Genomic DNA, 25,266 nt, shown 5'->3' on the forward strand with positions numbered 1-25,266 from the left:
TGTTTTATATACAGCAATATATGAAACATTATACTATAGAGGAAATTTAAAGGAGCGTGAAAGAATGGACACTATAATATTAACAGATTCAAGTTGTGATTTACCGTTAGAGTTTATTGAAGAAAATAAAATACCTTTCCTAGGTTTAACTTGCCATTTAAGTTATGGAGATTATACTGATGATTTTGGTAAAAGCCTACCTTATAAAAAATTTTACGATAGCGTTAGACAAGGAGAAATGCCTACCACTTCTCAAATAAACACTTATACATTTGAAGAAACTTTTAAAAAATATCTCAAAGACGGTAAAGCTATTATATATATAGGTATGTCTTCTGCCATGAGTGGTTGTATAAACAGTGCTATCATAGCAAAAAATACAATTTTGGATCAAATGCCTAATGCAGATATAACAATAATTGATAGCAAAAGCGCATCTATTGGAGAAGGTCTTTTAGTATACAAAGCTATAGAAATGCTTAATAGTGGATGCTCTAAAGATGAAATTATAGATTGGTTAGAAAAAAACAAGTTAAGAGTACACCATTGGTTCCTTGTTGATAACCTAATGCATTTAAAAAGGGGAGGAAGATTATCCTATACCGCTGCTGCAATAGGAACTATACTTAATATAAAACCAATTATTTTTATAAACAATAAAGGTGAATTAATTAATTCAATTAATTCAAGAGGAAGAAAAAAAGCTATAAAAAGTTTAATTAAACTTTTCCAAGATTATTCTTTAAATTCAGAAGATGTAATAGGTATAAGCCACGCTGATTGTATTGAGGATGCATTATATTTAAAAGAATTATTAACCGAAGAGTTTAACGTAAAAAAAGTTATTATAAACTATGTTGGTCCAGTTATAGGAGCACATACAGGACCAGGAATGTTATCATTGTGCTTTTTTGGTAAGGAAAGGCCTTAAAAATTACTACGTAATTTTTAGAGTACAGAGGATAGATCACAGCTAATGAAAATTTTTCTTCATTAGCATTAGAAAAAATTTCAAATCTAATTAGGTTGTGAGGAAGCATATATAGATTTGTGTAAATCAAATCTATATATGCTCTTTTTAAGTAGTAAATTTTCAATAAAAACAAAATTTACTACTTATTTTTATTTAATTTGCTTCCTCTTTTGCTTTTCCATAATCTATGAATTGTATTTCTTCAGCAATTATTTGAGTAGCATATCTTTTATCACCATTATTATTAGTATAGGACCTTACATTAATTCTTCCTGAAATGCTTACAAGCTTTCCTTTTGTTAAATAAGGAGCTATACTCTCTGCTGATTTTCTCCAATAAGCTACTGGAACAAAGTCAGCTTCTCTTTCTCCCTTGTTGTTTATAAATGGTCTTTGTACTGCCAAGGTAAAAATTAATAAAGGAGTACCTTCTTCACCCACATGTTTTAATTCACAATCCTTTGTTAATCTCCCAATAAGTAAAACCTTATTCATTTTTCCACCTCTAAACATATTTTTCTATGATTATACCCATAAGTTCCATTTATAAACATAAAGTTTCATTATTTTTTGTATTGCTCAGAGAGTTCTACGTAATGTTCTGCACTTTTTCTTATATTTATTTTTTCTTCTTCTGTAAGTTCTCTAATAATCCTTGCAGGCGATCCCATACATAATACTCCTGATGGTATTTCTTTTCCTTCTGTAACCAGACTACCAGCACCTATTATACTTTCTGCTCCTATTTTAGCATTATTTAGTATTATACTTCCCATTCCTATTAAAGCAGAATTCTTAATAACGCAACCATGTAAAATTACTCCATGGCCAACAGTTACATTATCTCCAATAATTAATGGTGCTGTACTATCTACATGAAGAGTACAATTATCCTGTATATTAGTATTTTTACCTATAACAACATTGTTTGTATCCCCTCTTATAACAGTGCCAAACCATACGTTTGACTTTTCTCCTATAACTATATCTCCTACTACATCAGCACTATGGGCTATAAAGCAACTGTTATGTATTTTAGGCTCTTTATTATTAAAACTATCTATCATATTATATTACTCCTCTCTATGTATTTTTTAATAAAAAGTTATACCTATATTTTATCATAAATACATATTACTTTATTATATTAAAACACTAACTTGGTAATTTACTGAAAATTTTGACAAAATTTTAAAATTTGAATATAATAGAAATAAATATGTACTATATTATATTCTTACTATTATTAATATCATAAATTTGTAAAAAAGGGGAGTAAAAAATGGAAAAAGGTATGTTAAAACCAAACGAACTTTGCGATGTAGGAATAAATGCCGCTATAGGTAAAGCTAAATTAACATCAACTCAAGTAATTCTACTTGGAATCCTGGCCGGAGCTTTTATTGCATTAGGTGGCTTTTCATCCACTGTAGCGTCTCATGCCATCTCAAATTTTTCTCTATCTAAGTTTGTAGCTGGAGCAGTGTTTCCTGTAGGATTAATGTTAGTTATTATTTGTGGTGCAGAATTATTCACCGGAAATTGTTTGATGATTACAGGAGTTTTAGATAAAAAACTAAAAACTAATGATATGATAAAAAATTGGATACTTGTTTATTTTTCAAACTTCTTAGGTGCAATGCTAATTGTTTTATTATTATATTTTAGTGGATCAATAGGATTAAACTCTGGAAAACTTGGAGGAGCTGTTATTAAAACTGCATACGCCAAATGTACCCTTACTGCATCAAAAGCCTTTTGCAGTGGTATATTATGCAATATAATTGTATGCTTAGCAGTTTGGGGATCCTATGCTGCAAAAGATGTAGTAGGAAAGATATCAATAATTTGGTTTCCAATAATGGCATTTGTTGTTGCTGGTTTTGAACACAGCGTTGCTAATATGTATTTTTTATTTATAGGACTATTTTCAAAAACTAATTCAATTTTCTCAAAAGCCTCTATGTTATCTTATGAAGAACTCTCAAAAATAAATATGTCAAATATATTACATAATCTAACCTGGGTAACTTTAGGCAATATAGTTGGAGGAGCATTATTTGTTGGCGCAGCTTATTGGATGGTATACAGGAAAAATACAACTAATAATATATCTTATAACAAAACAGTTGTTAACATAAAAGAGGGCTAGTAATTATACTAGTCCTCTTTTATGTTAACAATTATAATAGGGGCTTTTATCAAGAGTCACTTACATTCGAATTATTGACATATTTTTTTAAAAATATACATCTACAATAAAAATTATTTTCTATTTGTTAACTAAATTTATATTTCACTTTTTACTCTATTGGTTCTCCCTTAAAGTTTTCATAACTCGGAGGATTCTTTTTACTGCTTTTAGGTCTTCTTTCTTCAGGTCTAACTCCATCATTTTTCCCTGCCTTTTGATGTTTATCTCCTCTAAATGATTTCATCTAAATTCCCCTGCCTTTATAAAAATAATTTATGATTTATTGCACTAAAGCTATGCTAAAATCATATTATTATTTTTCCATAGACTTAAATTATTATTCAATGTAAAAAGATTGAAAGTAACTTTTTCAAATTATAAACACTAAATTACATATAGAAAACAATGTGATTTCCCGCTAAACATCTAGACTCATAATAAACTTATAATGAATATAATATGCTATAAGGATGAATATTATAGAACATGTTAAAGCAATGTTAGGTGCATTTATTTTTACATAAACATCCCCTATTAATCCACGCCAAAATACAAAAAATGCTATAGTCCACATAACCTTAAATATTAACTTTCCTATTTCACTTGGTATAACCTTAATAAATAAAATTTGCACCATAACAATACAAGTATAAAATAAATTGTAAATAATGCTATTTATAAAGTTTACTTTTAAAAAAGAAATAAAATTTCTTTCCATAACAAGTCCTAAATATCCAAATACTTCATAATCTATTAGAGTGAACATTATAATTGTAGATACGGCAACAGAAATACCTATCATTAAATTAACTATTAATACCTTATTTCTAAAATACTCCTTTCTAGGATAGCTTAAATTTATAAAACAGCTTAATTCTCTTTTTAATCCTTCTGTATCATAGGATCTAGGTACCAAAATGCACAAAAGCACTAAAAAACCCCCAATATTCATGCCTTTATATGACTTGCTAATATCGTAAGGCAACCATAAAGATACAATTACTCCTGTTAAAATACTAAATAAAAAAACTGCTACTAAAAAACCTTCTGAAAAATATCTATTAAATTGAACATTAAGTCTTTTCCTATTTATTAATTTCATTTACATCCCACCTAATCCTTCACTTGAAGCTAATAATTACTTGATAGTTAAACTTACAAATAATTTCTGAATAGGCATAGTTTCTACTTGAAAATTCAATTCTTCTAACGCTTCTTTTTCTTCATCAGATAAGTATTGAAATATTTCAAGGTTTCCTATCTCTCCATGAAATTCTTTGTTTAAAACATTGAATTTTTCTTCAATACCCTGCAGCTTTCCTTTTTCTCCTCTTATGTAAAAAGCTTTTTCTTTCAAATTATCGACGTCATCGCATAAAAGCAATTTGCCTTTATGTATGATAATTATACTTTCAAAAAGCCTGCTTACCTCTTCTAAATAGTGAGTAGAAAATATTATACATCTAGGATATCTATCATAGTCTTCTAAAAGTGCCCTGTAAAATATTTCTCTTCCCACTGGGTCAAGTCCTGAATATGGTTCATCAAACATTGTTAAAGGAGCCCGACTAGCAAGTCCTACTATTATATTTACCATAGACTTCATTCCCTTGGAAAGATCTCCGTAACTTTTGTCCACATCTAAATTAAATTTTTCTATGAGCTGTTCTTTAAATCCCTCATCCCAATTTGGATAAAATATTTTTGCTATATCAAAGATTTCCTTACAATTCATATTAGGCATGAAATTATTTCCATCACTTACAAAACAAATTTTTGATAAAATTTTTTCATTTTCAAAAGGATCTTCTCCAAAAACTTCTACTGTTCCTGAACTTTTTATATAATGACAAGCTATTATCTTTAATAAAGTTGTCTTTCCCGCTCCATTTCTTCCTGCTAAGCCATAGATTTTATTATCTTCTATATCTAAAGATAAATCATTCAATACTTTTTTATTATTAAATACTTTATATAACTCTTTTATACTTACTGCTAAATCCATAAATTTTCCTCCAATAATTATATTTCTGTAGTTTTTAAAGCAACAGTGGCCATAAACATATTAAAACAAGTAGAAGCTAAGCATCCCCAAAAATATGGAACAAACTCTTTTACAATCCACTCCGTATTCCAAAACATAATAGGTCCTAATAAAATAAATCTAAGATATAGTACAAAATAAAAAAATAGCACCCCAAATTCTATAGCTACATATTGGCTTATAGATAAGACTTCAATAAATATTTCTATACTACTAAATAAAATATAGAAAACAAAATAGAATAAAAATATTATAATAATATTTTTACTGCTACTAATTCCTTCTCCAATCAAATTCAATATAGTACATACTATAGAAAGAAATAAAGAATTAGTAAGAGAGGTTTTTATTGTATTTATATAATATTTTTTTCTTGTACACCCCAGAGAAATAAACATTTTAAAATTCTTACTTCCAAATCTATCAAGAACTTTTAAAGTTGCCATAGCCATAATTAATTTGGCACTAAAAAAACCTGTTATTGGCAAAATAATTGCTGCAACTACTAACCATAAAAAGAAAAATCTATCTCCCCTCAAATACACTTTTAAAACGCTTCTATTCACTACCATCCCCCCTATGGTTTTTAATCATGTCTATAATTTCTTCTTTTGTTATATCAACTTTCTCTCCTTCTTTAATAGTTTTCAAAACAAATTCCTTAAAAAAACTTTTTCTTCTCTTTTCTTTTATATATTCCTTAGCCCCTGATTTAACAAACATACCTATTCCTCTTTTTTTATACAATATATCTTCCTCTGCTAAAATGTTTATACCTTTTCTGGAGGTAGCAGGATTAATACCATATACCTCAGAAAATTGATTTGTAGACATGACCTGCTCCTCCTCCTTTAAAAACCCATTTAATATATCATCCTCAATACCTTGAGCTACTTGTAAATATATAGGCTTAGAGTCATCTAGTATTAATTTCAAGTTTTTTTCACCTCTTTATGTATCCTTAAAACTTTATACCTCAGGGGTAATAGGATGGATATACCATCCATCCCACAGTTTTAACAAATTTAATATTCTAAAGCTTGTTCTTCTTTCCCTTCTTTTTTGCAAATTGTCATAGCAAAAGCATATACATAAAACAATGCACATGTGTTTATAAAATCAACAAATATCTCGCCTATAGGACTAGTTTTCATACTTATAGTTATTACTGAAGCTATACCTAGTATAATACATATCATAATGGATAATAATATTATTTCTCCAGAATATTTTTTACCAACTGATATTCCTTTTTTAAAAGCTTCAACTGGACTTGAATTGTTATACACCAAATATGCCTCACATGGTGTAAATATCACACTAAGATATATCATTAAAATAAATGCAATTGGCATTATTATATGGAAGAAACCTAGTAGCATTACTCCTAACATGACACCAGATAGAATTATATTTAATCCTAAATATTTTAAATAAATACCTAAACTTTCTTTAAAACTTTCTATATAATTTATAATTTCACCATTTATTAATTTCTTTATAACTACAGTTAAAAATGAGTAAAATAATGAACCTACAAATAAAATAAATAGAATTGATATTAAGTTATTTTCTACCGCTTGCTTAAAAGTTGAAAATTTTCCTTCAAAAAAACCATATTCAACGAACTTGAAATTAAAGCTAGTATTTTGAAACAGTACATACACCAAAATAAATGGCAGTATCAATTTAAATCCTTTCATATACTTATCCCAAACTTCCTTATACATAAAATTTCCCTCCTGAAAATTTTTAATTAAAAACTTACAAAATTAGTAAGTATTGATTTTTTCAACTTTTTAAATACCCTTTGTTGCCAAGTACACTCTTATAAAGTACAAAATAAGTAAATGTGCTGGATAAAAAATATAAAAGAAGTATTTTATATCTAATCCCCTTTTTCCGTTATAAAAATAAATTGGAATTAGCGAAAGATACACAATACCAAAACTTGCTGGTACCTCATATAAAAATACAATAACTCCTGATAATATTTGTAATATCCTTTTTTCCCTAAATATATAAAAAAGAGCTATGCAGAGTATACCGAAATATTTAAAATCACATTTTATAAACTTGGCTATTGCTCCAAATACTACTATAGTCCCTACAATAGCAAGTACAGTTGCTACTTTGTTCATTTTTTTATTTTGAATAAATTCAATTAGATACATTACACATATTCCTAAAAATAATGTAAAAAATACATTGTTTAATCGTGAGACTGGTATAAATACTTTATTACCAAATGCCAAATTGAATGGTATTTCAGAAATCAGTGCAAATATAAAAATTCTTAATGCATATTTCTTTTTATTGCTTGTATGAACATATCCTTCAACAAGCAAAAAACAAAATATAGGAAAAGCTATACGACCTATAGCCCTCATCATCATAAAAACAATATATAATTTAGAACTATAATCCATGTTCATATTCCCATGATAGGGTATTAACTTATAATATATACCCATTAAAATTAATACTCCCCCAATGTGATCAATTAACATAGAAATAACCGCCATAATTTTTAATGTACTACCTGACATTCCCCTTTTTCCTGCCAGTTCTCTTTTTTCAGTTACAGACATATTCACTTTTACCACTCCTCTAAAATAATATATCCAAAATAGAATTTATCCCTATTCACTTTTAATATCCTTATTTTTAAAAGCTTTCAATCCATATTTATAGGCTAAATATATAATTACTATTGCCATTATAAATAATGGAATTGATAATTTTAAAATAAGAAATTTAAACTTACAAATATTTCTTACTATAATCCATAAAACTAAGAAAACTGGAAACAAATACCTAGGATTTTCAAATTCTATCATTCCAAAGCTATTAGCAAGTGCCGATATTGTCATGAAGAAAACAAATGATAATAAAAATATACCTATACTAGAAAAAACATTTAATTCAGAAAATATTATTCCTAAAAAAACAACTCCTTCTTTCCCTGAATTTATACTATATTGAAATAAAATCACTAGTATAGAAGCTATACTTGAAATTCCTAAAAAAATCTTAAAAATATTATCATAAATTTCTTTTCTCCTATACCCCAAACTAACAAAACAATTTAAATCATTACAAATAGACTCAACTATATAACTTATACTGCCAATATAAAAATATAACATTACAAAAAAGAGACCATCATAGCTTTCTGATAATATTAAACTTAAAGATAACAATAAAACCTCAAAAATAATGAGAAGAGCAGATAAAACTCTTCGTTGACTAGCAAAAATCAAGCTCAGCATATACTTAAATCTTTGTATCTTTAACGTTTGTAGCGAATTCATATAATCCCCCCTTAATCAGTTAGTTACTTATGCAACTAACTATATCACCTCTTCATATATTTGTCAATAATGTAATCCTATGCATTAAAAAAACAAAAACACCAAGATAAATCCTCTTGGTGTTTTTTATTATTTAAACTGCCATTTTTTCATTATTTTTATTTAAACATGATCCTACAGCTTTCCATGCTGTATAAATAACAATAACTCTTATTGGTAGTTCTATTAAGTTTTTAATTATTCTAGGTGTAATTATCGCATATACACCCTTTCCTGTTAACATAGAAAGCCATAATGTATTTAATCCTAAATTTATAAATAGTGTTATACTAATTGCTGCTATTGAAATGTTAACTATACTTTTAGATTTTTTATGAAGAAACATTCCATAAATAGCTCCAGATAATGCTGTGCTTACTGTAAATCCTGGAAAATATGCTCCTTTTGGGAATATTAACATTCCAAGAATATCTGCTGAAGCTCCTGTTATTCCACCTACTAATGGTCCAAAAAGCATCCCTGCTAAAGCTAATGGCAAAAATCCAAAACTTACTCTAACTATAGGCGTTTCTATACCTAAAAATCTAGTAAGTATAACCTGTAATGCAACTAGAAGCCCAATAAAAACAATTTTTTTAGTGTCTCTCATAGTGCCACTCCCCCCTTCTTTTATAATAAGTTTTACTAATAGAGAAAAGTGGCCCCACGACGTTAGTGGAATGCGGTAATTGCATCGCAAAAGTTTCATTATAATAAAACTTTTTTCGTCTAGTGGCAACTTCCAATCCAACTAGCACTTAACGCGCAACCACCTACTCTAACCAGCAACAACCTCGTATTCATTATATAACAAAATATAGAAAAAAAGCAAGGCGTTTTTTGACAATTTCCAAAATTGTTATAATTTACAGTTTTATCATTATAAATTATAAAATTATGAGAATATCTCTTATTTTTTTAGTGGATAATTATCTACTTACCTTAAAGTCCTTGATTAAAACATATCATTAGTGATAAAATTATTAGATATGGGTCATATCTTAGGTAAAACTTATTATTTAAAATATAGTTAAATCTAATATATAAACAGAGTCCTAAGCTTAAGAGGGAGTTTTTTACTCCCTCTAAAACTTAGAAATCGTTATCCAAGGACATAACGGCTCTTTAAGCCCTCTTTGAAGAATATGAGAATATTAGAGTGGGTAGTTATGGGATAAATAAAAATATTATAGGATGGTGAAAGTTATAATGGGAGAAATAATTCTTACTAAATCAGCTAAAAAGAAAATAGAAGATGAGTTAGAATACTTAAAAACAGTAAAAAGAGTAGAAATAAAAACTGCTTTAAAGCTTGCTCGTGCTCAAGGAGATTTAAGCGAAAATGCAGATTATAGTGCTGCAAAAGATGATCAATCATTAAATGAAACTAGAATATTAGAATTAGAAGCTCAATTAAAAAATTCTATAGTAGTAGAAAGTTCTACTGATGAAAATGTCTTTGATTTAAATAAAACTGCAGTAGTAAGATTTTATGATTTAGATGAAGATGAGGAAGTAACATTAGTAAGTTCTGTAGAATCTGATGTGAAAAATATGAAAATAAGTATAGAATCTCCTTTAGGAAAAGCTCTATATAAATTACATATAGGCAACAAAGTAACTGTAGAATCTCCAGACGGTGACTACGACGTTGAAGTAATTAAAATATTATAATCATTAAATAGGACTAGATATTTAAAACTAGTCCTATTATTATAAATTCAACGTAATTTAAAAATACACTAATATATAGTTTTATTAAAAGGTTCAGATTTTATATATAGTTCAAATAAAGCATCCGCATCCTGTTCACTTATTTTCCCACCGGATAAATTTCTATATAGTATGTACAAATTAGCATTTAGCTCAGGATCACTTAATTTTGTTTCTTTCATCTTTTTATCTATTCTCTCTAATAAACTTAAAGAATTTTCCTTAAGTTGCACATTTATTATTTCTAATATTTCCTCAGCTTCTTTTGTAATCTGCCTATCTGTAGAAACAAGCTTTATAGTTATAGCTCTTGATTGAATTTTTTTTAATATATCTTTACTTATTAATATTTTATCTTCCATCACAAATACCTCCACAAATAATAAATAATAATTTTATATAAAACCATATGATTAATAATCTAATTACATTATATCATACTTAGATTTATATATATAAACAAATGTAAAAAAAATGTGAAAATGTATCCATAATATGATACATATACTAAAAAAAGATATGGTTTAACTCAACCATATCTTTATTGCTTAGGTTTCTTATTCGATACTCTTCCCATTCCTTCTAACTGAGCTCTAAAATTATTCCTGAATTTTTCCAAATATTGTTCTTTCAATGCTTTTTGCTCTATTTGTTCTTCTTCTGTCAAACCTTCTTCTCGACTTTTCTTATATAAAAAATTAATTTTAGCTATCAATTCTTCCATAGTCATAAAAAAACCTCCCTTTAGCAGCACAAATATTTTAACATTATATCATAAACAATTAATATTCTCAATATCTGAAAAGGTTATGCGGTTTATCTTATATCAATATTCCTGCTATAGTTGCAGTCATAAAAGCAGATAAAGATCCTCCAATTAAAGCTCTAACTCCTAGCTTTGCAATTTCTTGACGTCTTTCTGGAGCAAGTCCGCCTATACCCCCAATTTGTACTGCAATGGAACTAATATTTGCAAAACCACAAAGAGCGTATGTAAGTATTACTATTGTCTTTTGACTTATTGCTCCACTTTTAATCATAGGTGATAAATTTGCATAAGCTACAAATTCATTTAAAACTATCTTTTGTCCTAAAAGATCTCCTGCTGTTATAATATCTTTAACAGGTACTCCCATAATAAATGCTAAAGGAGCAAATACTCTTCCCATAATCCAACCTAAACTTAAATAGTTCATTCCAACTAGTCCACCAATCCATCCTATTATTGAATTAATCAATGCTATTAAAGCTACGAAGGCAAGAAGCATAGCTGCTACATTTAAAGCAAGTGATAATCCTTCACTGGCACCACTAGCTGCTGCATCTATGACACCTGTACTATTTCCCTCAAGTTCCATACATAATTTGCCCTTAGTTACTGGTGTTTCGGTTTCAGGCACTATAATTTTTGATATAATTAAACTTGCTGGTGCAGCCATAATACTTGCTGCCATCAAATTTCCCGCATCTACTCCCATGGCCACATATCCTGCCATAACTCCTCCTGCAACAGTTGCCATTCCTCCAGTCATAACAGTTAATAATTCTGACTTAGTCATTGTCTTCACAAAAGGTTTTACTACTAATGGCGCTTCAGTTTGTCCAACAAATATATTTGCTACCGCTGATAATGTTTCAGCTCCACTAGTTCCTAAAAGTTTTAAAATGCACTTTGCTAAAACAGAGATGATTTTTTGCATAATACCAAGATAGTACAAAATGCTCATTAATGCTGAAAAAAATATGATTGTTGGTAATACCTGCAACGCAAAAATAACACCAAATTTATCAGAACTAACTAAATCTCCAAATAAAAATGAAGTACCTGCCTTGGTAAAATCTAATAATTTAGTAATTAAACTACTAGCTGCCTCAAATGCTTTTCTTCCTGGGGGAAATTTTAATATTAAAAGAGCAAATGCAAATTACATAGTTATACCAATTCCTACAAGTTTAAAATCGATTTTCTTTTTATTATCTGATATTAAATAGGCTATTCCTATTAATACAAATAAACCAATTATACCTATTAATTTGTCCGCCTTAATTTCTCCTTTGTATTCATTATTAATATATTTTACTTTATTGCCAAAATGTGAAAGCGGTTACATATCGTTTCAATAAAAAATGCGAATAATAAATTCACATTTTTTTATTTTATATATTTTTCCGAGCCCTTTAAAATAAGTTCTGGTAAAAGTGTTATCCTTTTTATCGCTTTATTTTCTTTATTATTTAGATTGTCTATAAGAATTTTCATACCTATTTTGCCCATTTCAATAGTAGGTCCATTTATAAAACTGATATTCATACCCACTATATTTAAAACATCTATTCTATCAAAAGCTATTACAGCCATATCTTCCGGTATTCTTATATTTTCCTCATAAAGAGCTTGCAAGCATCCCAAAGTCATCATGTTACTACACACAAAAATTGCCGTTGGTCTATCCTTCATTGATAGAATTTTTTTTGTATATTCATATGCCTTTTCCTGATTATAATCTCCATGAAATATGTATTCTTTGTTGAACAAAATGTTATTCCTAGCTAGAGCTTTTTTGTATCCAATAAATCTGTCTTGAGCTGGTTTAGAATTCATTCTTCCTGTAATTATAGCAATTTTTTTGTGACCTGCTTTTATTAAAGCCTCAGTACCATCATAAGCTCCTTTTATATTATCCACAAATACTCCATTAAAAGTTGAGTATTTAACATTACCATCTATTAAAACAATTGGTATTCCAAAAGAATCGATAGTTTTTAAATACTCACTATTAAATTCATCCTCTACAGAAGTTGGAGTTATAAGTATGCCTTCAATTCTTTGTTCTTTTAATAATTTTAAAGCCTTAAGTTCTTTTTCCATACTATCATCTGTATCACAAAGAATTATATTTAAATCATTCTCATCAGCTATTTTACTAATTCCCTTTATTATTTCTCCAAAAAACGGATTATTTATTTGTGGAACTATAACACCTACTGTATTAGTTTTATTTGTAGATAAGCTCCTAGCAATAGCACTAGGAGTATAGTTTAATTCTTCTATTACTTTCAATATCTTTTGTTTTGTTTCCTCTTTCACATACCCAGAATCATTCAATACTCTAGATACAGTTGCACAAGACACACCTGATTCCTTTGCAATATCATTTATTGTGACTGACATATAAGATCCCCCTTACGCACTTTAGGAATTAACTCCTTATATTTTACAACTATTATAAAACATAATTATAAAAATTAAAACTTAATTCGCACTTATACAATGTTTTCCTACACTGTCAAAGAGGTTAAAATAAAGAAATATTACTTTTAATATGTTACCGCTTACACACTTACTATATAATATTCCAATACACATTTCAATAAGAAATTACTACTTTACTTAAATTACCACACCCCTTACCTCATAAAAATAACTAGTCATCATAATTGTATTTGACTAGTTATTTTCTCCAATATATCTTATTTTACTGGAAAATATTTTTCTATTTTAGAACAAAGCTCTATAGAAGAAAAAGGCTTGGAAATATAATCTTCTACCCCCATACTTAAGCACATTTCCTTATGCTTATTTTCTAAATAAGCAGTCATAACAATAATAGGAATATATTTATTATTAAAATTTCTTTTTCTTATTATCTTTATTGTTTCATACCCATCTAATACTGGCATTTCTAAATCCATTAAAATTATATCTATTTCATTGTTCTCCAATATTTCTAATGCAACTCTTCCATCTCCTGCACATATAACTTTATATCCTTTCTTGCTTAAAAATGAAATAGCTATTTGTTTACTTATTTCATTATCTTCTACTATAAGCACTGTAATATTTAAATTTTTATTCTTAGCCGCTAACCATCTACCTGATATTCTTTCTTCACTTACAGCTGAATTTACATCAGTTTTATTGTCCTTAGAACTTTCTTCCCTTTTTTTATACTCTTCCAAAATTTCTTTTAATCTTTGAATTTCATTATTTTTTATGTATAACTCTTTTTTAAGTAGAAATATTGTTCTATTAGCTTCCCTTAACTCTTCATATTTTTGTTTAAAATTCTCTTCTTTATGCTTTTTTTGGCTTATATCTTTTATTGTGCTTAAAAGATATTTTTCATTTTCAACCTCTATAGCTTTTATCTTTACCTTTACGGGAAATTTAGTTCCATCTTTCCTGAAGTGATAAGTTTGAAAATATACCACTTCTTCTTTGAGAGCTTTCATTATTTGTGCATCTACAATACTTTTAATTTGATTATTTCTTAATTTAAATATTTTCATGTTTATTAGCTCTTCATGGCTATATCCATAAGAATTCACTGCAATATCATTAGCATCTATTATTTTTCCATCAATAGATACAACTAAAATTATATTATCAGCATTTTTAAACAAACAACCATAAAGATCAGTATTTTTATCCAAAGGAATACCCCCATTTTATTTGATATTTTAAATATTACTGTATTTCAACATCTCTTCTGCGGCTTCTAAACTAACAGGTTTGCTAAAATAATAACCTTGAATTCTATCACATTGCATATTTTCTAATAAAGATACTTGACCTTCTTCTTCTACTCCTTCAGCTATTACTTCCTTATTTATTTTATGCGCAAGTGTAATTATTCCATGTGTGATATCTTTATCGCTAGAATTTAAATTAATATTATCAATGAAAGATTTATCAATTTTTATGGTATTTATGGGCAAATTCTTTAAATAATTGAATGATGAATATCCTGTCCCAAAATCATCTAAAGCAACTTTTATATCTAACTCTCTAAATTTATTTAATAACTCTATACTACACTCCAAGGATTCCATAAGTATTGTTTCTGTGATTTCAAACTCAATATATTTAGATACCATATTAGTTTCTAAAATAATTTTTCTCACAAATTCACCGAAATCTTTATTTTGTATTTGTATAACCGATAGATTGATTGCAATAGTAAAAGGAGAATATCCCTTTTTCATCCACTCCCCATACTGAGTAAATACAGTTTTAATAAGCCATTCCCCAATAGGAATTATAAGCCATGTTTCTTCTGCTATTGGTATAAATTCTGCTGGTGATACCCAGCCAAGCTCTTTGCTATTCCATCTTAAAAGCGCTTCGAAACCTACTAATTTTCTACCGTTGACATTAATTTGAGGTTGATAATATACCTGTAATTCATTGTTTTCTAGAGCAGTTCTTAAGCCTTTCTCTATTTCAGATCTTCTCATAACCTCTTCTCTCATATCATTAGTAAAAAAACAATACTTGTTTTTACCTGAATTTTTAGCCCTATACATAGCAGTATCTGCATTTTTAAGAAGCGTGTTCACATCCATACCATCCTTAGGAAATATACTAATTCCTATACTTGCAGAAGTATATACATGTTTATTTCCTATTTCTAGAGGATTATTAAACATTCTTCTCATAGTTTCGCATAAATTAATTATGTTACTGCAATCCTCGTCACAAGGTAAAAACACTAAAAACTCATCTCCACCTATTCTAGATGTATAATTGGTTTCTCCTACACAAAGTTCGATTATTCCAGCAACAACTTTTAATAATTGATCTCCATAATTATGTCCTAAAATATCATTTATTTTTTTAAAATTATCTAAATCTAAAAACATCACTGCAATGTTTTTATCTATGCCACTTTCTAAAATATTATCTATAGATTCTTGTAATTCCTTTAATAATAGCCCCTTATTAGGAAGATTAGTTAATTGATCATAAGACGCTAAATGCATCATTTTTTCTTCTATTATTTTTCTTTCTGTTATATCTGTTAAAGATCCCGATAGCATTATTGCCTTTCCTTCATAGTTTCTCTGTGCTTTTCCCCTATTATATATCCATTTATACTGACCCGATTTACATTTTATTCTGAATGTACTCTGATATAATATTGTTTCTTTATTTAAATATCTCTTTAAATCCTGTAAAAACATCTTTCTATCTTCAGGGTGAATTATATATTTTAATATTTCTTTTAAATTCAAATCTTCATTCATAGAATATTCAGTAATACTTTTCCATCTTTCAGATATAAAAAAGCTTCCGTTTTTCATATTTAATTCCCAAATAACATCATTTGCAGCTTCCACAGCTAATTTATATCTTTCTTCACTAACTCTTAAGGCTTCCTCACTTTTTTGTAACTCTTCAAATTGAGATCTAAGTTCCTCCTCAGTTGCAGCTAGTTCTTCATAAACAGACGAAAGTTCTTCATAACTTTTTTGCAATTTATTTTCTTCATTTGTTAACTCATTTTTTAATGTAGTTAGCTCATCAATTCTTTCATTTTTTCCTAATATCTTTATTGATAAATAAAATATTATTAATATGACTAAAATTAGAACTATGCTTATATAAGACACGTGGATAAAAATACTTTTTTTACCAATTTGAAATAATAAAAGCATCAAAGGAAATACTATACTTTGAAATAATACATATATTTGCAATTTTTGTTTTATATCTCTTTTTCTCATCTTCCTCACCTCTAATCTACTCTATAATTATATATTTTGTAATTTGTTTTTACAATATGTTCCAAAATATTTTATATTATCTATATTATTCCACTTTGTTTGTATATTTTTTACAAATTTGTTCAAAATAATAGCAGGTACACAAATGTACCTGCTTAAACTATTTATCCAACGATAAGCCGTAATAAGGGGTAAATAAATAATATTACTGATAATACAATTATAAAAATCACCGTAAACCATATAATTATATTTTGGATGGAAGTATTTACATACTTGCCCATTATCTCTTTATCATTAATAATCTTAACCATATAAATTAATATTATAGGAGAAAGAATGCCAGCTAATTGTTGAGTAATAAGCATAACCTTTACCAAAGAAAGATTAGGTATTAATACTAATACTGCACTTATAACAATCATAAAAGTAAATATTCCATAAAATATAGGGGCTTCCTTATAGGAATGATCCACTCCTCTTTCAAAACCAAAAGATTCACAAATAGCATAAGTAGTTGATAAGGGTATTACAGCAGAAGCTAAAACTGAGGCTCCAAAAAGTCCTATACCAAAAAGTGCAGAAGCATAATTTCCTGCTAAAGGTTTTAGGGCAAGGGCAGCTTCTTCTGCACTATTAATAGAAATTCCAGCTTTATACAAGGTAGCTGCAGTGCACACAATTATAAAAAACGAAACCAAATTCCCCCAAATTGCTCCCAAATACACATCTGCCTTTTCATATTTATATTCTTCAACACTCAATCCCTTGTCTACTACAGAAGATTGAAGATAAAACTGCATATATGGAGTTATGGTAGTTCCTATCATACCAATAAAAGTTAAAATATATGCCTTACTAAATTGGACTTTAGGAGATACCATTTCTCTAAGTACTAAATTCCAATCAGGTTTTACTATAAAACAACTTATTATATATAAGAAAAACACAAATGTAAAACCTAAAAATATTTTTTCTGTTTTTCTATAAGAACCTTTAGTTATAATAAACCATATAAAAATCCCCATTAAGGGTACAGATATATATTTATTTATTCCAAACAGCTCTAAACTTGCTGCTATACCTGCAAAATCTCCAATACAAACTCCTAAGTTTGCAATAAAAAGTACTAGCATAGCAAAAAAAGCTGGCTTAACACCATACCACTCTCTTATTAAATCTGCTAGTCCCCTCCCAGTAACTACAGCCATTCTAGCATTCATTTCCTGTATTACTGCAAGGCTTAATGTAATTATAAATAGTCCCCAAAGCATACTGTAACCATAGCTTGCTCCAATTGAAGCATATGTAGCAATTCCACCAGCATCATTACCTGCATTTACAGTTATAAGTCCCGGTCCTATAATACTTAATATAAAAAGAAATTTATTTTTAGGCTTTTTCATAATTAAGTCCTCCATTTTCTAGGTCAATTTCACCTTACTAGTATATCAAACTGCTTTTTTTAGTCAATACATAATTTCATTTGTTGTTAAGGTTTAAAAACATTCAAAAGAATTAGCTGTTCCAACATATTAGTTATGTTATCTCTTTTAAAAAACTGATTGGTGAGAAATTTATAAGAATAAAGGCTGTCCAAATATGAACAGCCTTTATTCTTATGAACTATACCCTTATATCTAAATGTTGACCTAAATTTGGATTTACGGATTTCTCTATCATTTCTGTCATGGCTTGAGCGGTCTCTTTTCCAGTATTCATAGCCATTTTCATTACTGCTAAGCCCGTGTCTTCCATTAACTTGTTTTGGTTCATTACTACTGACATTCCTGCTATATCCATAAAATCACCTCTTTTATTCGGTTATCGTGAAACTTTTGGAAATCTTAAGCAATTACTCTAATTTGAATTTACTTATTCCTTCTAAAGTCTTGGAAGATATAAATGAAAGTTCTTCTGAAGTCTTAGCTATTCCCTCTGATGTTAAATCTATCTGAGTTGTTGAAGCTGAAATCTCCTCTGAAGATGCTGAGTTTTCTTCAGCCACTGCAGATATAGACTCTACTTTTCCTACAATATTGTCCTTTTCATCTTTTATTATTTCTGCCTCATCCTTCACTTTATTTACTAACGGAATTACTTCATTTATAGCATTTATTATGTTCTTAAATGAATCTAATGAATCATTAACCACACTTATTTGGTTTCCTAGTTCATTGTCCACTTTTAAAGTTCTATCAACAGTAACCTTAGTCTCTGTTGATATAGAAACTAACAATTCATTTATTTCTCCTGAAGAATTCTTACTTTGTTCAGCCAACTTTCTTATTTCATCAGCTACTACTGCAAATCCTTTTCCTGATTCTCCAGCTCTAGCAGCTTCTATAGCTGCATTTAATGCTAATAAATTAGTTTGATCTGCTATACTGTTAATCAAACCAGTTATTTCATTTATTCTATTAACACTAACCTCTAATGATGATATACTATTTATTACAGTTTTAAATAACTCTCTTAAATCTTCTACTGATTTAAATAACTTCTCTAACTTTTCATTGCTTTGTCCAGCCATAGAATCTATATTTGATGCATTATTATATACATCTTCTGTAGATGTTACTATATCTTCTACTATATCTGAAAACTTTTCTAGTATATTAACTACCTCTATTAATTCACCTGCTTGTGAAGTGGAACCTTGGGCTACCCCTGCTACAGAACTAGATATTTCATGCATGGATGAAGTCATCTCTTCTGAAGCTGCTGATAATGACAATGCTTCGTCATTTATTTTAATTGTATCAGTTTTTATATCTCCCAAAATATTTTTTATAGAGTCTACAGTCTTACTTAACTCCTTATTCATAACTCCAAATTCATTATCAAAATTTGTATCAATATTTAGGGAAAAATCTCCTGAACCTATTGTTTTTAAATCCTTCAAAAAATTTTGTAAACTGTTTTTAATTAGACTGAATATACTAAAGGATATAACTCCTAACAATATAACAAGCACTAATGTAATAATAAAAATGATTTTTGAACTCTTTGAATAAATTTTCCCAGAATCTTGATACATAGAGTTTCCATATTCTTTACTGATTTCGGATAATTGCTTTAGTTTTGCAGATACATTATTTCCCAAATTACCATATTCTTTTGCGAAGCTATCAGTTATCTTTCCACTACTTTTTCTTTTTTGTATTATCTCTTCTGCACCTTTCATATATTGTTCATAAATGCTTGTAAGGTCAGTTATTATTTTTTCCTCTTCACTATTTTTATCTAACTTACCTAAGCTTTCAATATTATTTTTTATAAGCTTGTCATTTTCCCTTACTATATTTACTATACTTTCATCATATGGTCTGTCTATAACTTTAGTTAAGGCATTTCTTAAAACTCCAATTTCGGCATTTACATTAGATATTGTATCTACCTTAGCAAAAGCATTATTATACATTATTCCTATGGAATTATTAATCTTTTTCATGTTATTATACCCAATTGAACCTATCATCAATGTGGCTATTAAAGATATAATGCTTAGTAGTATAATCCCATGTACTACTTTAAAATTTTTAGTTCCTTTCATAATTTTGCTATACCTCCTTATTACTCGTCTTGTTATTTTGAACATTTTAAATATTTTCATTATAATTCCAAATTTTGTTCACATCTCATTAACACAGTATTTTAGCTATTCTGTAGAATTAAATTTAATAATATAAAATTTTGCATTCTATTATATCGATATATTATTTAATACATTGAGTTATATTTATAAACTTTCTCTAAAAATAAAGGAGGTAACATTTACCTCCAATTTTTTATACTCTATTATACTTATCTAATTATTTCATATTTTTTACAAAAGAATTTATTTTTTTATTTAAACTATAAATTCTTATATTAGACTTTAATTTAGTTATAAACAAATTTTCATCTATAGGTTTGTTTATAAAATCATCTGCACCTGCATTTATAATACCTGCTAGGGTTTTGGGATTATTCAGAACTGTTACAGCTATAATGGTGGCCTTCTTATTGTTTCTTCTGATATATCTTATAATATTTTTTCCAAATTCATTTTTAAGTAGCATATCAATTAAGTATATATCATATTTTTTTCCGCTTTCTATAAGATCCCTTCCTGATTTATAATAATCATAGTTATTAACACCATATTTTTTTAACAAATCTTCTTCAATAGCTGATTCAAAAGAACTATCATCAACTATAGCAATTCTTGCTTCTCTTAATTCCACCATATACTGATCTTCTTGAAAAACAGCCTCTATATGCTTTGATATTTCTTCCTGTAAATTCTCCTTTAATATATAATCACTTATTCCTAAATTAAATAACTTTTTCTTTTTTTCATCAATATTATCTCCTGTAACTACAAATATAGGAATTTCTCCTTTATTGCTGGTATTAAAATTAGATACAAAACTTTCAATTTCTCCTTCACGACCTAATAATGAAGTTATTATAAGATCTACTTCACATTCATACAAAATTGCATTTGCTTCTTTGAAGCTATCTGTCCATATGTAGTCGTATCCTTTTTCTTGTAATATATTCTTTACAATATTGGAACAAAATTCACTAGGCTCAATGTGTAATACTGTATACATAAAAAATCCTCCTTATTATTTTTTACACTAACATTGTACTTTTTCATCTAAATTATAGTGTCTTATATTAGACTTTAGTTTTGCCATAAATAAATCTTCATTAATAGGCTTAGATATATAATCATCTGCTCCTGCATTTAAAATACTAGCCAAAGTCCTAGGATTACTAAGAGAAGTTACAGCTATAATAACTGCATTTTTATCAGTTTTCCTAATGTTTCTTATTATGTCCGTACCTATTTCATTTTTAAGAACTATATCTACAAGATATACATCATATTTACTTTTACTTTCAATTAGTTCTTTTCCAGACTGATAATAATCAAAATTATAAATATCATATTTATTTAAAAGTCTTTCTTCAACTGCTGTTTCAAAAATATTATCATCTATAATAACCATCTCAACTTCTTTTAACAATTTCATATCCGTATGTTCTTCTAATATATACTGAATACTCTTATATATTTCTTTTTCCATATTACCCTTTGATATATAATGACTTACTCCTAAATCAATTAAATTCTTCTTTTTGTCATTAGTATCATCTCCTGCTAATATGAGTATTGGAATATTATCTTTAATGTTTTTATTTATCTTCTTTAAAAAATTCTCTATTTGCTCATCTTTTTCAGATTGAGAAATTATTATTAAATCCACATAAAGTTTTTGGAGTATCTGGTGTGCTTGATAAAAATTATCAATACACATATATTGATATCCTTTTCTTCTTACTGCATCTTCTACTAAATTACATATCCGTTCACTTTTTTCAATGTGAAGTACTGTACACATAAAATTCCCCCTCTATTTATAGCCCGTAATAATTTTTACTAAGTTATTAATAATAAAATTAAGCTGCCAAATTATATGGCAGCTTTTTTGTTTTAGAAACAATACATAGTTTTATTCCATTATTTCTAAACTTTCTTATAATATTAAAATATTATTTTTTACTTCTATCCATAAGCCATTTTGCCATTTTAGGAGCTATTTCTTTTTGTGACTTGGAACTAACATACATTCCTATATGTCCCACAGGGAAAGAACACATTTCTTTATCCGTACTGCTTACAAAATCATTTAACGGTTTACTTGCTGATGGTGGAACAAGATGGTCATATTCAGCATATATATTTAAAAGTGGCATATTAATATTTTTTAAATCTACTTTTTTATCACCAATAACCAATTCCCCTTTTACCAACTTATTATCTCTATATAAGTCTTTTACAAATTGTCTTAGCGTTTCACCAGCTTGTCCAGGACTATCAAATATCCATTTTTCCATTCTCATAAAATTACCCATTACATCTGCATTATCAATATTGTCAATTAGCCCTACATATTTATCTACCATAAGTTGAAAGGGTTTTAATATTATAAATCCTGAATTCATTACACTACCTGGAACAACTCCATAGGCATCTACCATATTATCTATATTAAGATATTTACCCCACTTAAATAAAAGACCTTCATCTATATTAAAATCTATAGGAGTGACCATAGTAACTAAATTTTTTATTTTACTTGGATGAAGTGCTGAATATATAGTTGAAAAAGTTCCTCCCTGACATACCCCTATAAGGTTCACCTTATCTACATTATTATTCTTACATATTACATCCACTGCATTATTTATATATCCTTCTATATAATCCTCCATAGTAAGATATCTATCTTCAGCAGTTGGATATCCCCAGTCAATTATATATACATCTAATCCTAATTCTAATAGATTTTTTATTACACTTCTATCCTGTTGTATATCCATCATATATTGTCTATTTACTAAAGCATAAACAATTAAAGTAGGAACTTTACAAGGACTTTTCACTAAAGGTGTATAATGATATAACTTCATTTTATCTTCTTTATAAATAAGTTCTTTAGGAGTGCAATCAGAACCCTCTTCACTTACATTCATCATAACTTCCATACCCTTTAATAGTTTCTTTTGTGCTGAAATCATTTCATTAAAAGACTTTTCCATATCTATTCCATAAATTGAATTCATAATTTATCCTCCTTTTTCCTTTGGATTTAATGATTTTTCAACTTTTATACCTATCTATTTTTTCACACTTTTTATTTCATTTAACTCTTTCTTTACATTTTTCAATTCTCTTTTTAATTCGTATACAGTTTTATATAAACTATTCATTTCACTTTTAGTTGGTATAGGCATAAGACCTATATATTCTTCCATAAGATTATCGCATTTCATTTTAAATTTCATGGATGAATCCACAACTTCTGCAATAAGCTTACTAAAGTCATCAGTATTAAACAACTTCTCATAGGCATTTTCATTTTCTTTGGACCAATATTCATAAAATTCTTTAAAAGTCTTAGGTTGAGTTCCATTTTTCATCATTTCCATATAATTTTTAAATATCTGCTCTGCAGTTTCTTTAGCAACAGATAATATAGTAGCTGAAAATTCCCCTAATATAGTTGTATATTTAATAAATGTGTCTAATCCTTCAAATTGTTTTTCAAGCAATTCTCTATTTATACCAAGTGCTGGACTATTTAAAAACTTACTAAAAGTTTTATCATAATTATCTTTCCAAAGTTTAATAAAGTTTAAATAATCAGCAGGACTTTTAAAGATTCCTTCTGCCATATATTCTTTAAGTTCATTGCTCGTTTCAATCCAAGGTTTGAAAGACTGATTAATTAAATTTGTATAACTATTAAATATCTCCATTGGTTCTTTTACAAAACACTGCATTTGTTTTGGTAAATATGGCGCAAAACTATTGCTTAAAAATTCCATGTATTTATCTTTCCAATTATCATAAATTTTATTATATTCTTCAATAGTTGGTTTAAAAGATTTATTATTTAACTCCTCCCACAATTTATAAACATTAAAGTACACATTAGCACTAGATGTGATCTTTTTTAATACCTCATAAGGATCACCACTATTAAAGGAATAAAATATTTTATTGTTAAATTCCATCATATTATTTAAAAAATCCATAGGATTGCGAGAAGATTCATTTTTACTATTTTCAGTCTTTGTCTCATTTTTACTATCAGTTTTAGGCAAAAATATCTCTTGCCAAGCACCTATCATATTTTTCTGAATGTCAAAGAATTGATTCATCATATTATTATCAAAATTCATGTATAAAACCTCCTCTTAATTTTCCTTTAATTTCTTTACTACAGCTTCTCCTGTAACTACTTCAACATTTTCTTGGTTAAATATACTAGTTTTTAATTGTATTATTCTTTTATCATCATTTTTACTCATTACCTGAACTACTGATGTTAACTCATCTCCAATAAATACTGGAGCTAAAAATTTTAATGTTTGAGATAGATATAAAGTATTAATTCCTGGGAGTTTTGTTCCTAAAACTGCTGAAATTAGAGAACTAGTTAAAATACCATGAGCAATCTTTTTCTTGAAAAGACTCTTCTTTGCAAAATCTTCATCCAAATGTATTGGATTTATATCACCAGATATTTTAGAAAAACATACTATGTCTTCCTCTGAAATAACTTTACTTAAGGATGCCTTCTCACCAACTAGGATTTCTTCATAAGATCTGTCCAAAGCCTTATAATTAGAAACCATATTAACTCCTCCTTATATTTTATAGAATGTTAAAAATACAAAAGCCAGCATAATCAGTTTTTAACATAAGTTAAAACTGACTATGCTGGCTTATATCTAGCAAAATAAATACTTATTTTCTATCAATCCTACCAGTAACATATATTTTTTTATTAGTTAAAATCACCAACATACCTATAGCAAAATAAATAGTTATTCTCTATTAGTCTTATTGGCTTATAATATTTATATATTATGATAAAATAATACATTATAATTATTTTTTTGTCAATTTTTTTGCTAA

General features: G+C 27.7%; 27 protein-coding genes, 1 pseudogene and 1 riboswitch. Of the genes and pseudogenes, 3 read left to right on the plus strand and 25 right to left on the minus strand.

The annotated features are described in order from the left end of the window. Positions 1-64 precede the first annotated feature (64 nt). Positions 65-931 (plus strand): DegV family protein, encoded by an 867-nt coding sequence (locus tag T514_RS0111095; protein ID WP_027624839.1) that lies wholly within the window; start codon positions 65-67, stop codon positions 929-931. A 195-nt stretch (positions 932-1,126) separates the two neighbouring features. Here the strand turns inward: T514_RS0111095 and T514_RS0111100 are convergent, their stop codons facing one another. Next, positions 1,127-1,468, minus strand: a complete 342-nt coding sequence (locus T514_RS0111100) for a single-stranded DNA-binding protein (protein ID WP_027624840.1) — start codon at positions 1,466-1,468, stop codon at positions 1,127-1,129. Positions 1,469-1,536: 68 nt separating this feature from the next. Next, positions 1,537-2,040, minus strand: coding sequence for a gamma carbonic anhydrase family protein (locus T514_RS0111105; protein WP_027624841.1), 504 nt, complete (start codon positions 2,038-2,040; stop codon positions 1,537-1,539). Positions 2,041-2,255: 215 nt separating this feature from the next. Between T514_RS0111105 and T514_RS0111110 the strand changes: the two genes are divergently transcribed. Continuing rightward, complete coding sequence (locus tag T514_RS0111110) at positions 2,256-3,125, plus strand: formate/nitrite transporter family protein (RefSeq protein ID WP_027624842.1); 870 nt, start codon at positions 2,256-2,258, stop codon at positions 3,123-3,125. Positions 3,126-3,276: 151 nt separating this feature from the next. Here the strand turns inward: T514_RS0111110 and T514_RS27555 are convergent, their stop codons facing one another. The 9 genes from T514_RS27555 to T514_RS0111155 form a co-directional block, all read right to left on the minus strand. Then, complete coding sequence (locus T514_RS27555) at positions 3,277-3,411, minus strand: hypothetical protein (RefSeq protein ID WP_278246525.1); 135 nt, start codon at positions 3,409-3,411, stop codon at positions 3,277-3,279. A 174-nt stretch (positions 3,412-3,585) separates the two neighbouring features. After that, on the minus strand, positions 3,586-4,269 hold the full coding sequence (locus T514_RS0111120) for a hypothetical protein (RefSeq protein WP_027624843.1): 684 nt from the start codon (positions 4,267-4,269) through the stop codon (positions 3,586-3,588). Between the two features lie 36 nt (positions 4,270-4,305). Further along, the gene (locus T514_RS0111125) at positions 4,306-5,172 is read right to left on the minus strand and encodes an ABC transporter ATP-binding protein (RefSeq protein WP_027624844.1); all 867 of its coding nucleotides are present in this window, start codon (positions 5,170-5,172) and stop codon (positions 4,306-4,308) included. A 17-nt stretch (positions 5,173-5,189) separates the two neighbouring features. Beyond that, positions 5,190-5,777 carry a hypothetical protein gene (locus T514_RS0111130; protein WP_027624845.1) on the minus strand — a complete coding sequence of 196 codons (588 nt, stop codon included), beginning with the start codon at positions 5,775-5,777 and terminating at the stop codon, positions 5,190-5,192. Next, complete coding sequence (locus T514_RS0111135) at positions 5,770-6,147, minus strand: GntR family transcriptional regulator (protein WP_027624846.1); 378 nt, start codon at positions 6,145-6,147, stop codon at positions 5,770-5,772. Before T514_RS0111135 ends, T514_RS0111130 begins: the two co-directional genes overlap by 8 nt. Before the next feature lie 89 nt (positions 6,148-6,236). Continuing rightward, positions 6,237-6,941: a hypothetical protein gene (locus T514_RS0111140; RefSeq protein WP_027624847.1), complete on the minus strand. Its 705-nt coding sequence runs from the start codon at positions 6,939-6,941 to the stop codon at positions 6,237-6,239. Between the two features lie 69 nt (positions 6,942-7,010). Next, the gene (locus T514_RS0111145; protein WP_027624848.1) at positions 7,011-7,802 is read right to left on the minus strand and encodes a TraX family protein; all 792 of its coding nucleotides are present in this window, start codon (positions 7,800-7,802) and stop codon (positions 7,011-7,013) included. A gap of 51 nt (positions 7,803-7,853) precedes the next feature. Beyond that, entirely contained in the window at positions 7,854-8,525 is a 672-nt protein-coding gene (locus tag T514_RS0111150) for a hypothetical protein (RefSeq protein WP_027624849.1), read from the minus strand. Between the two features lie 133 nt (positions 8,526-8,658). Continuing rightward, positions 8,659-9,174, minus strand: a complete 516-nt coding sequence (locus T514_RS0111155; RefSeq protein ID WP_027624850.1) for a folate family ECF transporter S component — start codon at positions 9,172-9,174, stop codon at positions 8,659-8,661. 61 nt (positions 9,175-9,235) lie between these two features. Continuing rightward, positions 9,236-9,347: riboswitch (THF riboswitch) on the minus strand. 426 nt (positions 9,348-9,773) lie between these two features. On the opposite strand from T514_RS0111155, the gene greA reads away from it, so the two are divergent. Continuing rightward, positions 9,774-10,238: a transcription elongation factor GreA gene (greA, locus tag T514_RS0111160; protein WP_027624851.1), complete on the plus strand. Its 465-nt coding sequence runs from the start codon at positions 9,774-9,776 to the stop codon at positions 10,236-10,238. Between the two features lie 68 nt (positions 10,239-10,306). Here greA and T514_RS0111165 read toward each other — a convergent pair whose 3' ends face one another. The 14 genes and pseudogenes from T514_RS0111165 to T514_RS0111230 all read right to left on the minus strand — a co-directional run bounded on the left by T514_RS0111165 (position 10,307) and on the right by T514_RS0111230 (position 24,983). Further along, entirely contained in the window at positions 10,307-10,639 is a 333-nt protein-coding gene (locus T514_RS0111165) for a hypothetical protein (RefSeq protein ID WP_027624852.1), read from the minus strand. Between the two features lie 179 nt (positions 10,640-10,818). Next, positions 10,819-11,007, minus strand: a complete 189-nt coding sequence (locus T514_RS0111170) for a DUF896 domain-containing protein (RefSeq protein WP_027624853.1) — start codon at positions 11,005-11,007, stop codon at positions 10,819-10,821. A gap of 91 nt (positions 11,008-11,098) precedes the next feature. Beyond that, positions 11,099-12,325: pseudogene (locus T514_RS24445) on the minus strand (NupC/NupG family nucleoside CNT transporter). A gap of 104 nt (positions 12,326-12,429) precedes the next feature. Next, positions 12,430-13,449 carry a LacI family DNA-binding transcriptional regulator gene (locus tag T514_RS0111180; protein ID WP_027624854.1) on the minus strand — a complete coding sequence of 340 codons (1,020 nt, stop codon included), beginning with the start codon at positions 13,447-13,449 and terminating at the stop codon, positions 12,430-12,432. 299 nt (positions 13,450-13,748) lie between these two features. Continuing rightward, on the minus strand, positions 13,749-14,711 hold the full coding sequence (locus T514_RS0111185) for a response regulator (protein ID WP_027624855.1): 963 nt from the start codon (positions 14,709-14,711) through the stop codon (positions 13,749-13,751). 27 nt (positions 14,712-14,738) lie between these two features. Then, on the minus strand, positions 14,739-16,784 hold the full coding sequence (locus tag T514_RS24450; protein WP_051542009.1) for a putative bifunctional diguanylate cyclase/phosphodiesterase: 2,046 nt from the start codon (positions 16,782-16,784) through the stop codon (positions 14,739-14,741). 164 nt (positions 16,785-16,948) lie between these two features. After that, positions 16,949-18,190, minus strand: a complete 1,242-nt coding sequence (locus T514_RS0111195; protein WP_027624856.1) for an Nramp family divalent metal transporter — start codon at positions 18,188-18,190, stop codon at positions 16,949-16,951. Between the two features lie 220 nt (positions 18,191-18,410). Then, a complete protein-coding gene (locus tag T514_RS26140; RefSeq protein WP_084284495.1) occupies positions 18,411-18,587 on the minus strand; it encodes a YjfB family protein in 177 nt (58 codons plus the stop codon). 52 nt (positions 18,588-18,639) lie between these two features. Further along, on the minus strand, positions 18,640-20,340 hold the full coding sequence (locus T514_RS0111205; protein ID WP_027624857.1) for a methyl-accepting chemotaxis protein: 1,701 nt from the start codon (positions 20,338-20,340) through the stop codon (positions 18,640-18,642). 259 nt (positions 20,341-20,599) lie between these two features. After that, entirely contained in the window at positions 20,600-21,385 is a 786-nt protein-coding gene (locus T514_RS0111210) for a response regulator (RefSeq protein WP_027624858.1), read from the minus strand. A gap of 27 nt (positions 21,386-21,412) precedes the next feature. Beyond that, complete coding sequence (locus tag T514_RS0111215; RefSeq protein ID WP_027624859.1) at positions 21,413-22,180, minus strand: response regulator; 768 nt, start codon at positions 22,178-22,180, stop codon at positions 21,413-21,415. Between the two features lie 151 nt (positions 22,181-22,331). Then, complete coding sequence (gene phaC / locus T514_RS0111220) at positions 22,332-23,405, minus strand: class III poly(R)-hydroxyalkanoic acid synthase subunit PhaC (protein ID WP_027624860.1); 1,074 nt, start codon at positions 23,403-23,405, stop codon at positions 22,332-22,334. A 54-nt stretch (positions 23,406-23,459) separates the two neighbouring features. Continuing rightward, on the minus strand, positions 23,460-24,527 hold the full coding sequence (locus T514_RS0111225) for a poly(R)-hydroxyalkanoic acid synthase subunit PhaE (RefSeq protein ID WP_027624861.1): 1,068 nt from the start codon (positions 24,525-24,527) through the stop codon (positions 23,460-23,462). 15 nt (positions 24,528-24,542) lie between these two features. Continuing rightward, on the minus strand, positions 24,543-24,983 hold the full coding sequence (locus tag T514_RS0111230; protein ID WP_027624862.1) for a MaoC family dehydratase: 441 nt from the start codon (positions 24,981-24,983) through the stop codon (positions 24,543-24,545). Between the last annotated feature and the right edge of the window lie 283 nt (positions 24,984-25,266).

The sequence above is a fragment of the Clostridium lundense DSM 17049 genome (assembly GCF_000619945.1).
In the GTDB taxonomy this organism is placed as follows: domain Bacteria; phylum Bacillota; class Clostridia; order Clostridiales; family Clostridiaceae; genus Clostridium_AO; species Clostridium_AO lundense.

What these genes read in the sequence shown, in the direction of transcription:
- T514_RS0111095 (WP_027624839.1), top strand. Translation starts at nt 65, where the DNA reads ATGGACACTATAATATTAACAGATTCAAGTTGTGATTTACCGTTAGAG.
- T514_RS0111100 (WP_027624840.1), bottom strand. Translation starts at nt 1,468, where the DNA reads ATGAATAAGGTTTTACTTATTGGGAGATTAACAAAGGATTGTGAATTA.
- T514_RS0111105 (WP_027624841.1), bottom strand. Translation starts at nt 2,040, where the DNA reads ATGATAGATAGTTTTAATAATAAAGAGCCTAAAATACATAACAGTTGC.
- T514_RS0111110 (WP_027624842.1), top strand. Translation starts at nt 2,256, where the DNA reads ATGGAAAAAGGTATGTTAAAACCAAACGAACTTTGCGATGTAGGAATA.
- T514_RS27555 (WP_278246525.1), bottom strand. Translation starts at nt 3,411, where the DNA reads ATGAAATCATTTAGAGGAGATAAACATCAAAAGGCAGGGAAAAATGAT.
- T514_RS0111120 (WP_027624843.1), bottom strand. Translation starts at nt 4,269, where the DNA reads ATGAAATTAATAAATAGGAAAAGACTTAATGTTCAATTTAATAGATAT.
- T514_RS0111125 (WP_027624844.1), bottom strand. Translation starts at nt 5,172, where the DNA reads ATGGATTTAGCAGTAAGTATAAAAGAGTTATATAAAGTATTTAATAAT.
- T514_RS0111140 (WP_027624847.1), bottom strand. Translation starts at nt 6,941, where the DNA reads ATGTATAAGGAAGTTTGGGATAAGTATATGAAAGGATTTAAATTGATA.
- T514_RS0111145 (WP_027624848.1), bottom strand. Translation starts at nt 7,802, where the DNA reads ATGTCTGTAACTGAAAAAAGAGAACTGGCAGGAAAAAGGGGAATGTCA.
- T514_RS0111150 (WP_027624849.1), bottom strand. Translation starts at nt 8,525, where the DNA reads ATGAATTCGCTACAAACGTTAAAGATACAAAGATTTAAGTATATGCTG.
- T514_RS0111155 (WP_027624850.1), bottom strand. Translation starts at nt 9,174, where the DNA reads ATGAGAGACACTAAAAAAATTGTTTTTATTGGGCTTCTAGTTGCATTA.
- greA (WP_027624851.1), top strand. Translation starts at nt 9,774, where the DNA reads ATGGGAGAAATAATTCTTACTAAATCAGCTAAAAAGAAAATAGAAGAT.
- T514_RS0111165 (WP_027624852.1), bottom strand. Translation starts at nt 10,639, where the DNA reads ATGGAAGATAAAATATTAATAAGTAAAGATATATTAAAAAAAATTCAA.
- T514_RS0111170 (WP_027624853.1), bottom strand. Translation starts at nt 11,007, where the DNA reads ATGACTATGGAAGAATTGATAGCTAAAATTAATTTTTTATATAAGAAA.
- T514_RS0111180 (WP_027624854.1), bottom strand. Translation starts at nt 13,449, where the DNA reads ATGTCAGTCACAATAAATGATATTGCAAAGGAATCAGGTGTGTCTTGT.
- T514_RS24450 (WP_051542009.1), bottom strand. Translation starts at nt 16,784, where the DNA reads ATGAGAAAAAGAGATATAAAACAAAAATTGCAAATATATGTATTATTT.
- T514_RS0111195 (WP_027624856.1), bottom strand. Translation starts at nt 18,190, where the DNA reads ATGAAAAAGCCTAAAAATAAATTTCTTTTTATATTAAGTATTATAGGA.
- T514_RS26140 (WP_084284495.1), bottom strand. Translation starts at nt 18,587, where the DNA reads ATGGATATAGCAGGAATGTCAGTAGTAATGAACCAAAACAAGTTAATG.
- T514_RS0111205 (WP_027624857.1), bottom strand. Translation starts at nt 20,340, where the DNA reads ATGAAAGGAACTAAAAATTTTAAAGTAGTACATGGGATTATACTACTA.
- T514_RS0111210 (WP_027624858.1), bottom strand. Translation starts at nt 21,385, where the DNA reads ATGTATACAGTATTACACATTGAGCCTAGTGAATTTTGTTCCAATATT.
- T514_RS0111215 (WP_027624859.1), bottom strand. Translation starts at nt 22,180, where the DNA reads ATGTGTACAGTACTTCACATTGAAAAAAGTGAACGGATATGTAATTTA.
- phaC (WP_027624860.1), bottom strand. Translation starts at nt 23,405, where the DNA reads ATGAATTCAATTTATGGAATAGATATGGAAAAGTCTTTTAATGAAATG.
- T514_RS0111225 (WP_027624861.1), bottom strand. Translation starts at nt 24,527, where the DNA reads ATGAATTTTGATAATAATATGATGAATCAATTCTTTGACATTCAGAAA.
- T514_RS0111230 (WP_027624862.1), bottom strand. Translation starts at nt 24,983, where the DNA reads ATGGTTTCTAATTATAAGGCTTTGGACAGATCTTATGAAGAAATCCTA.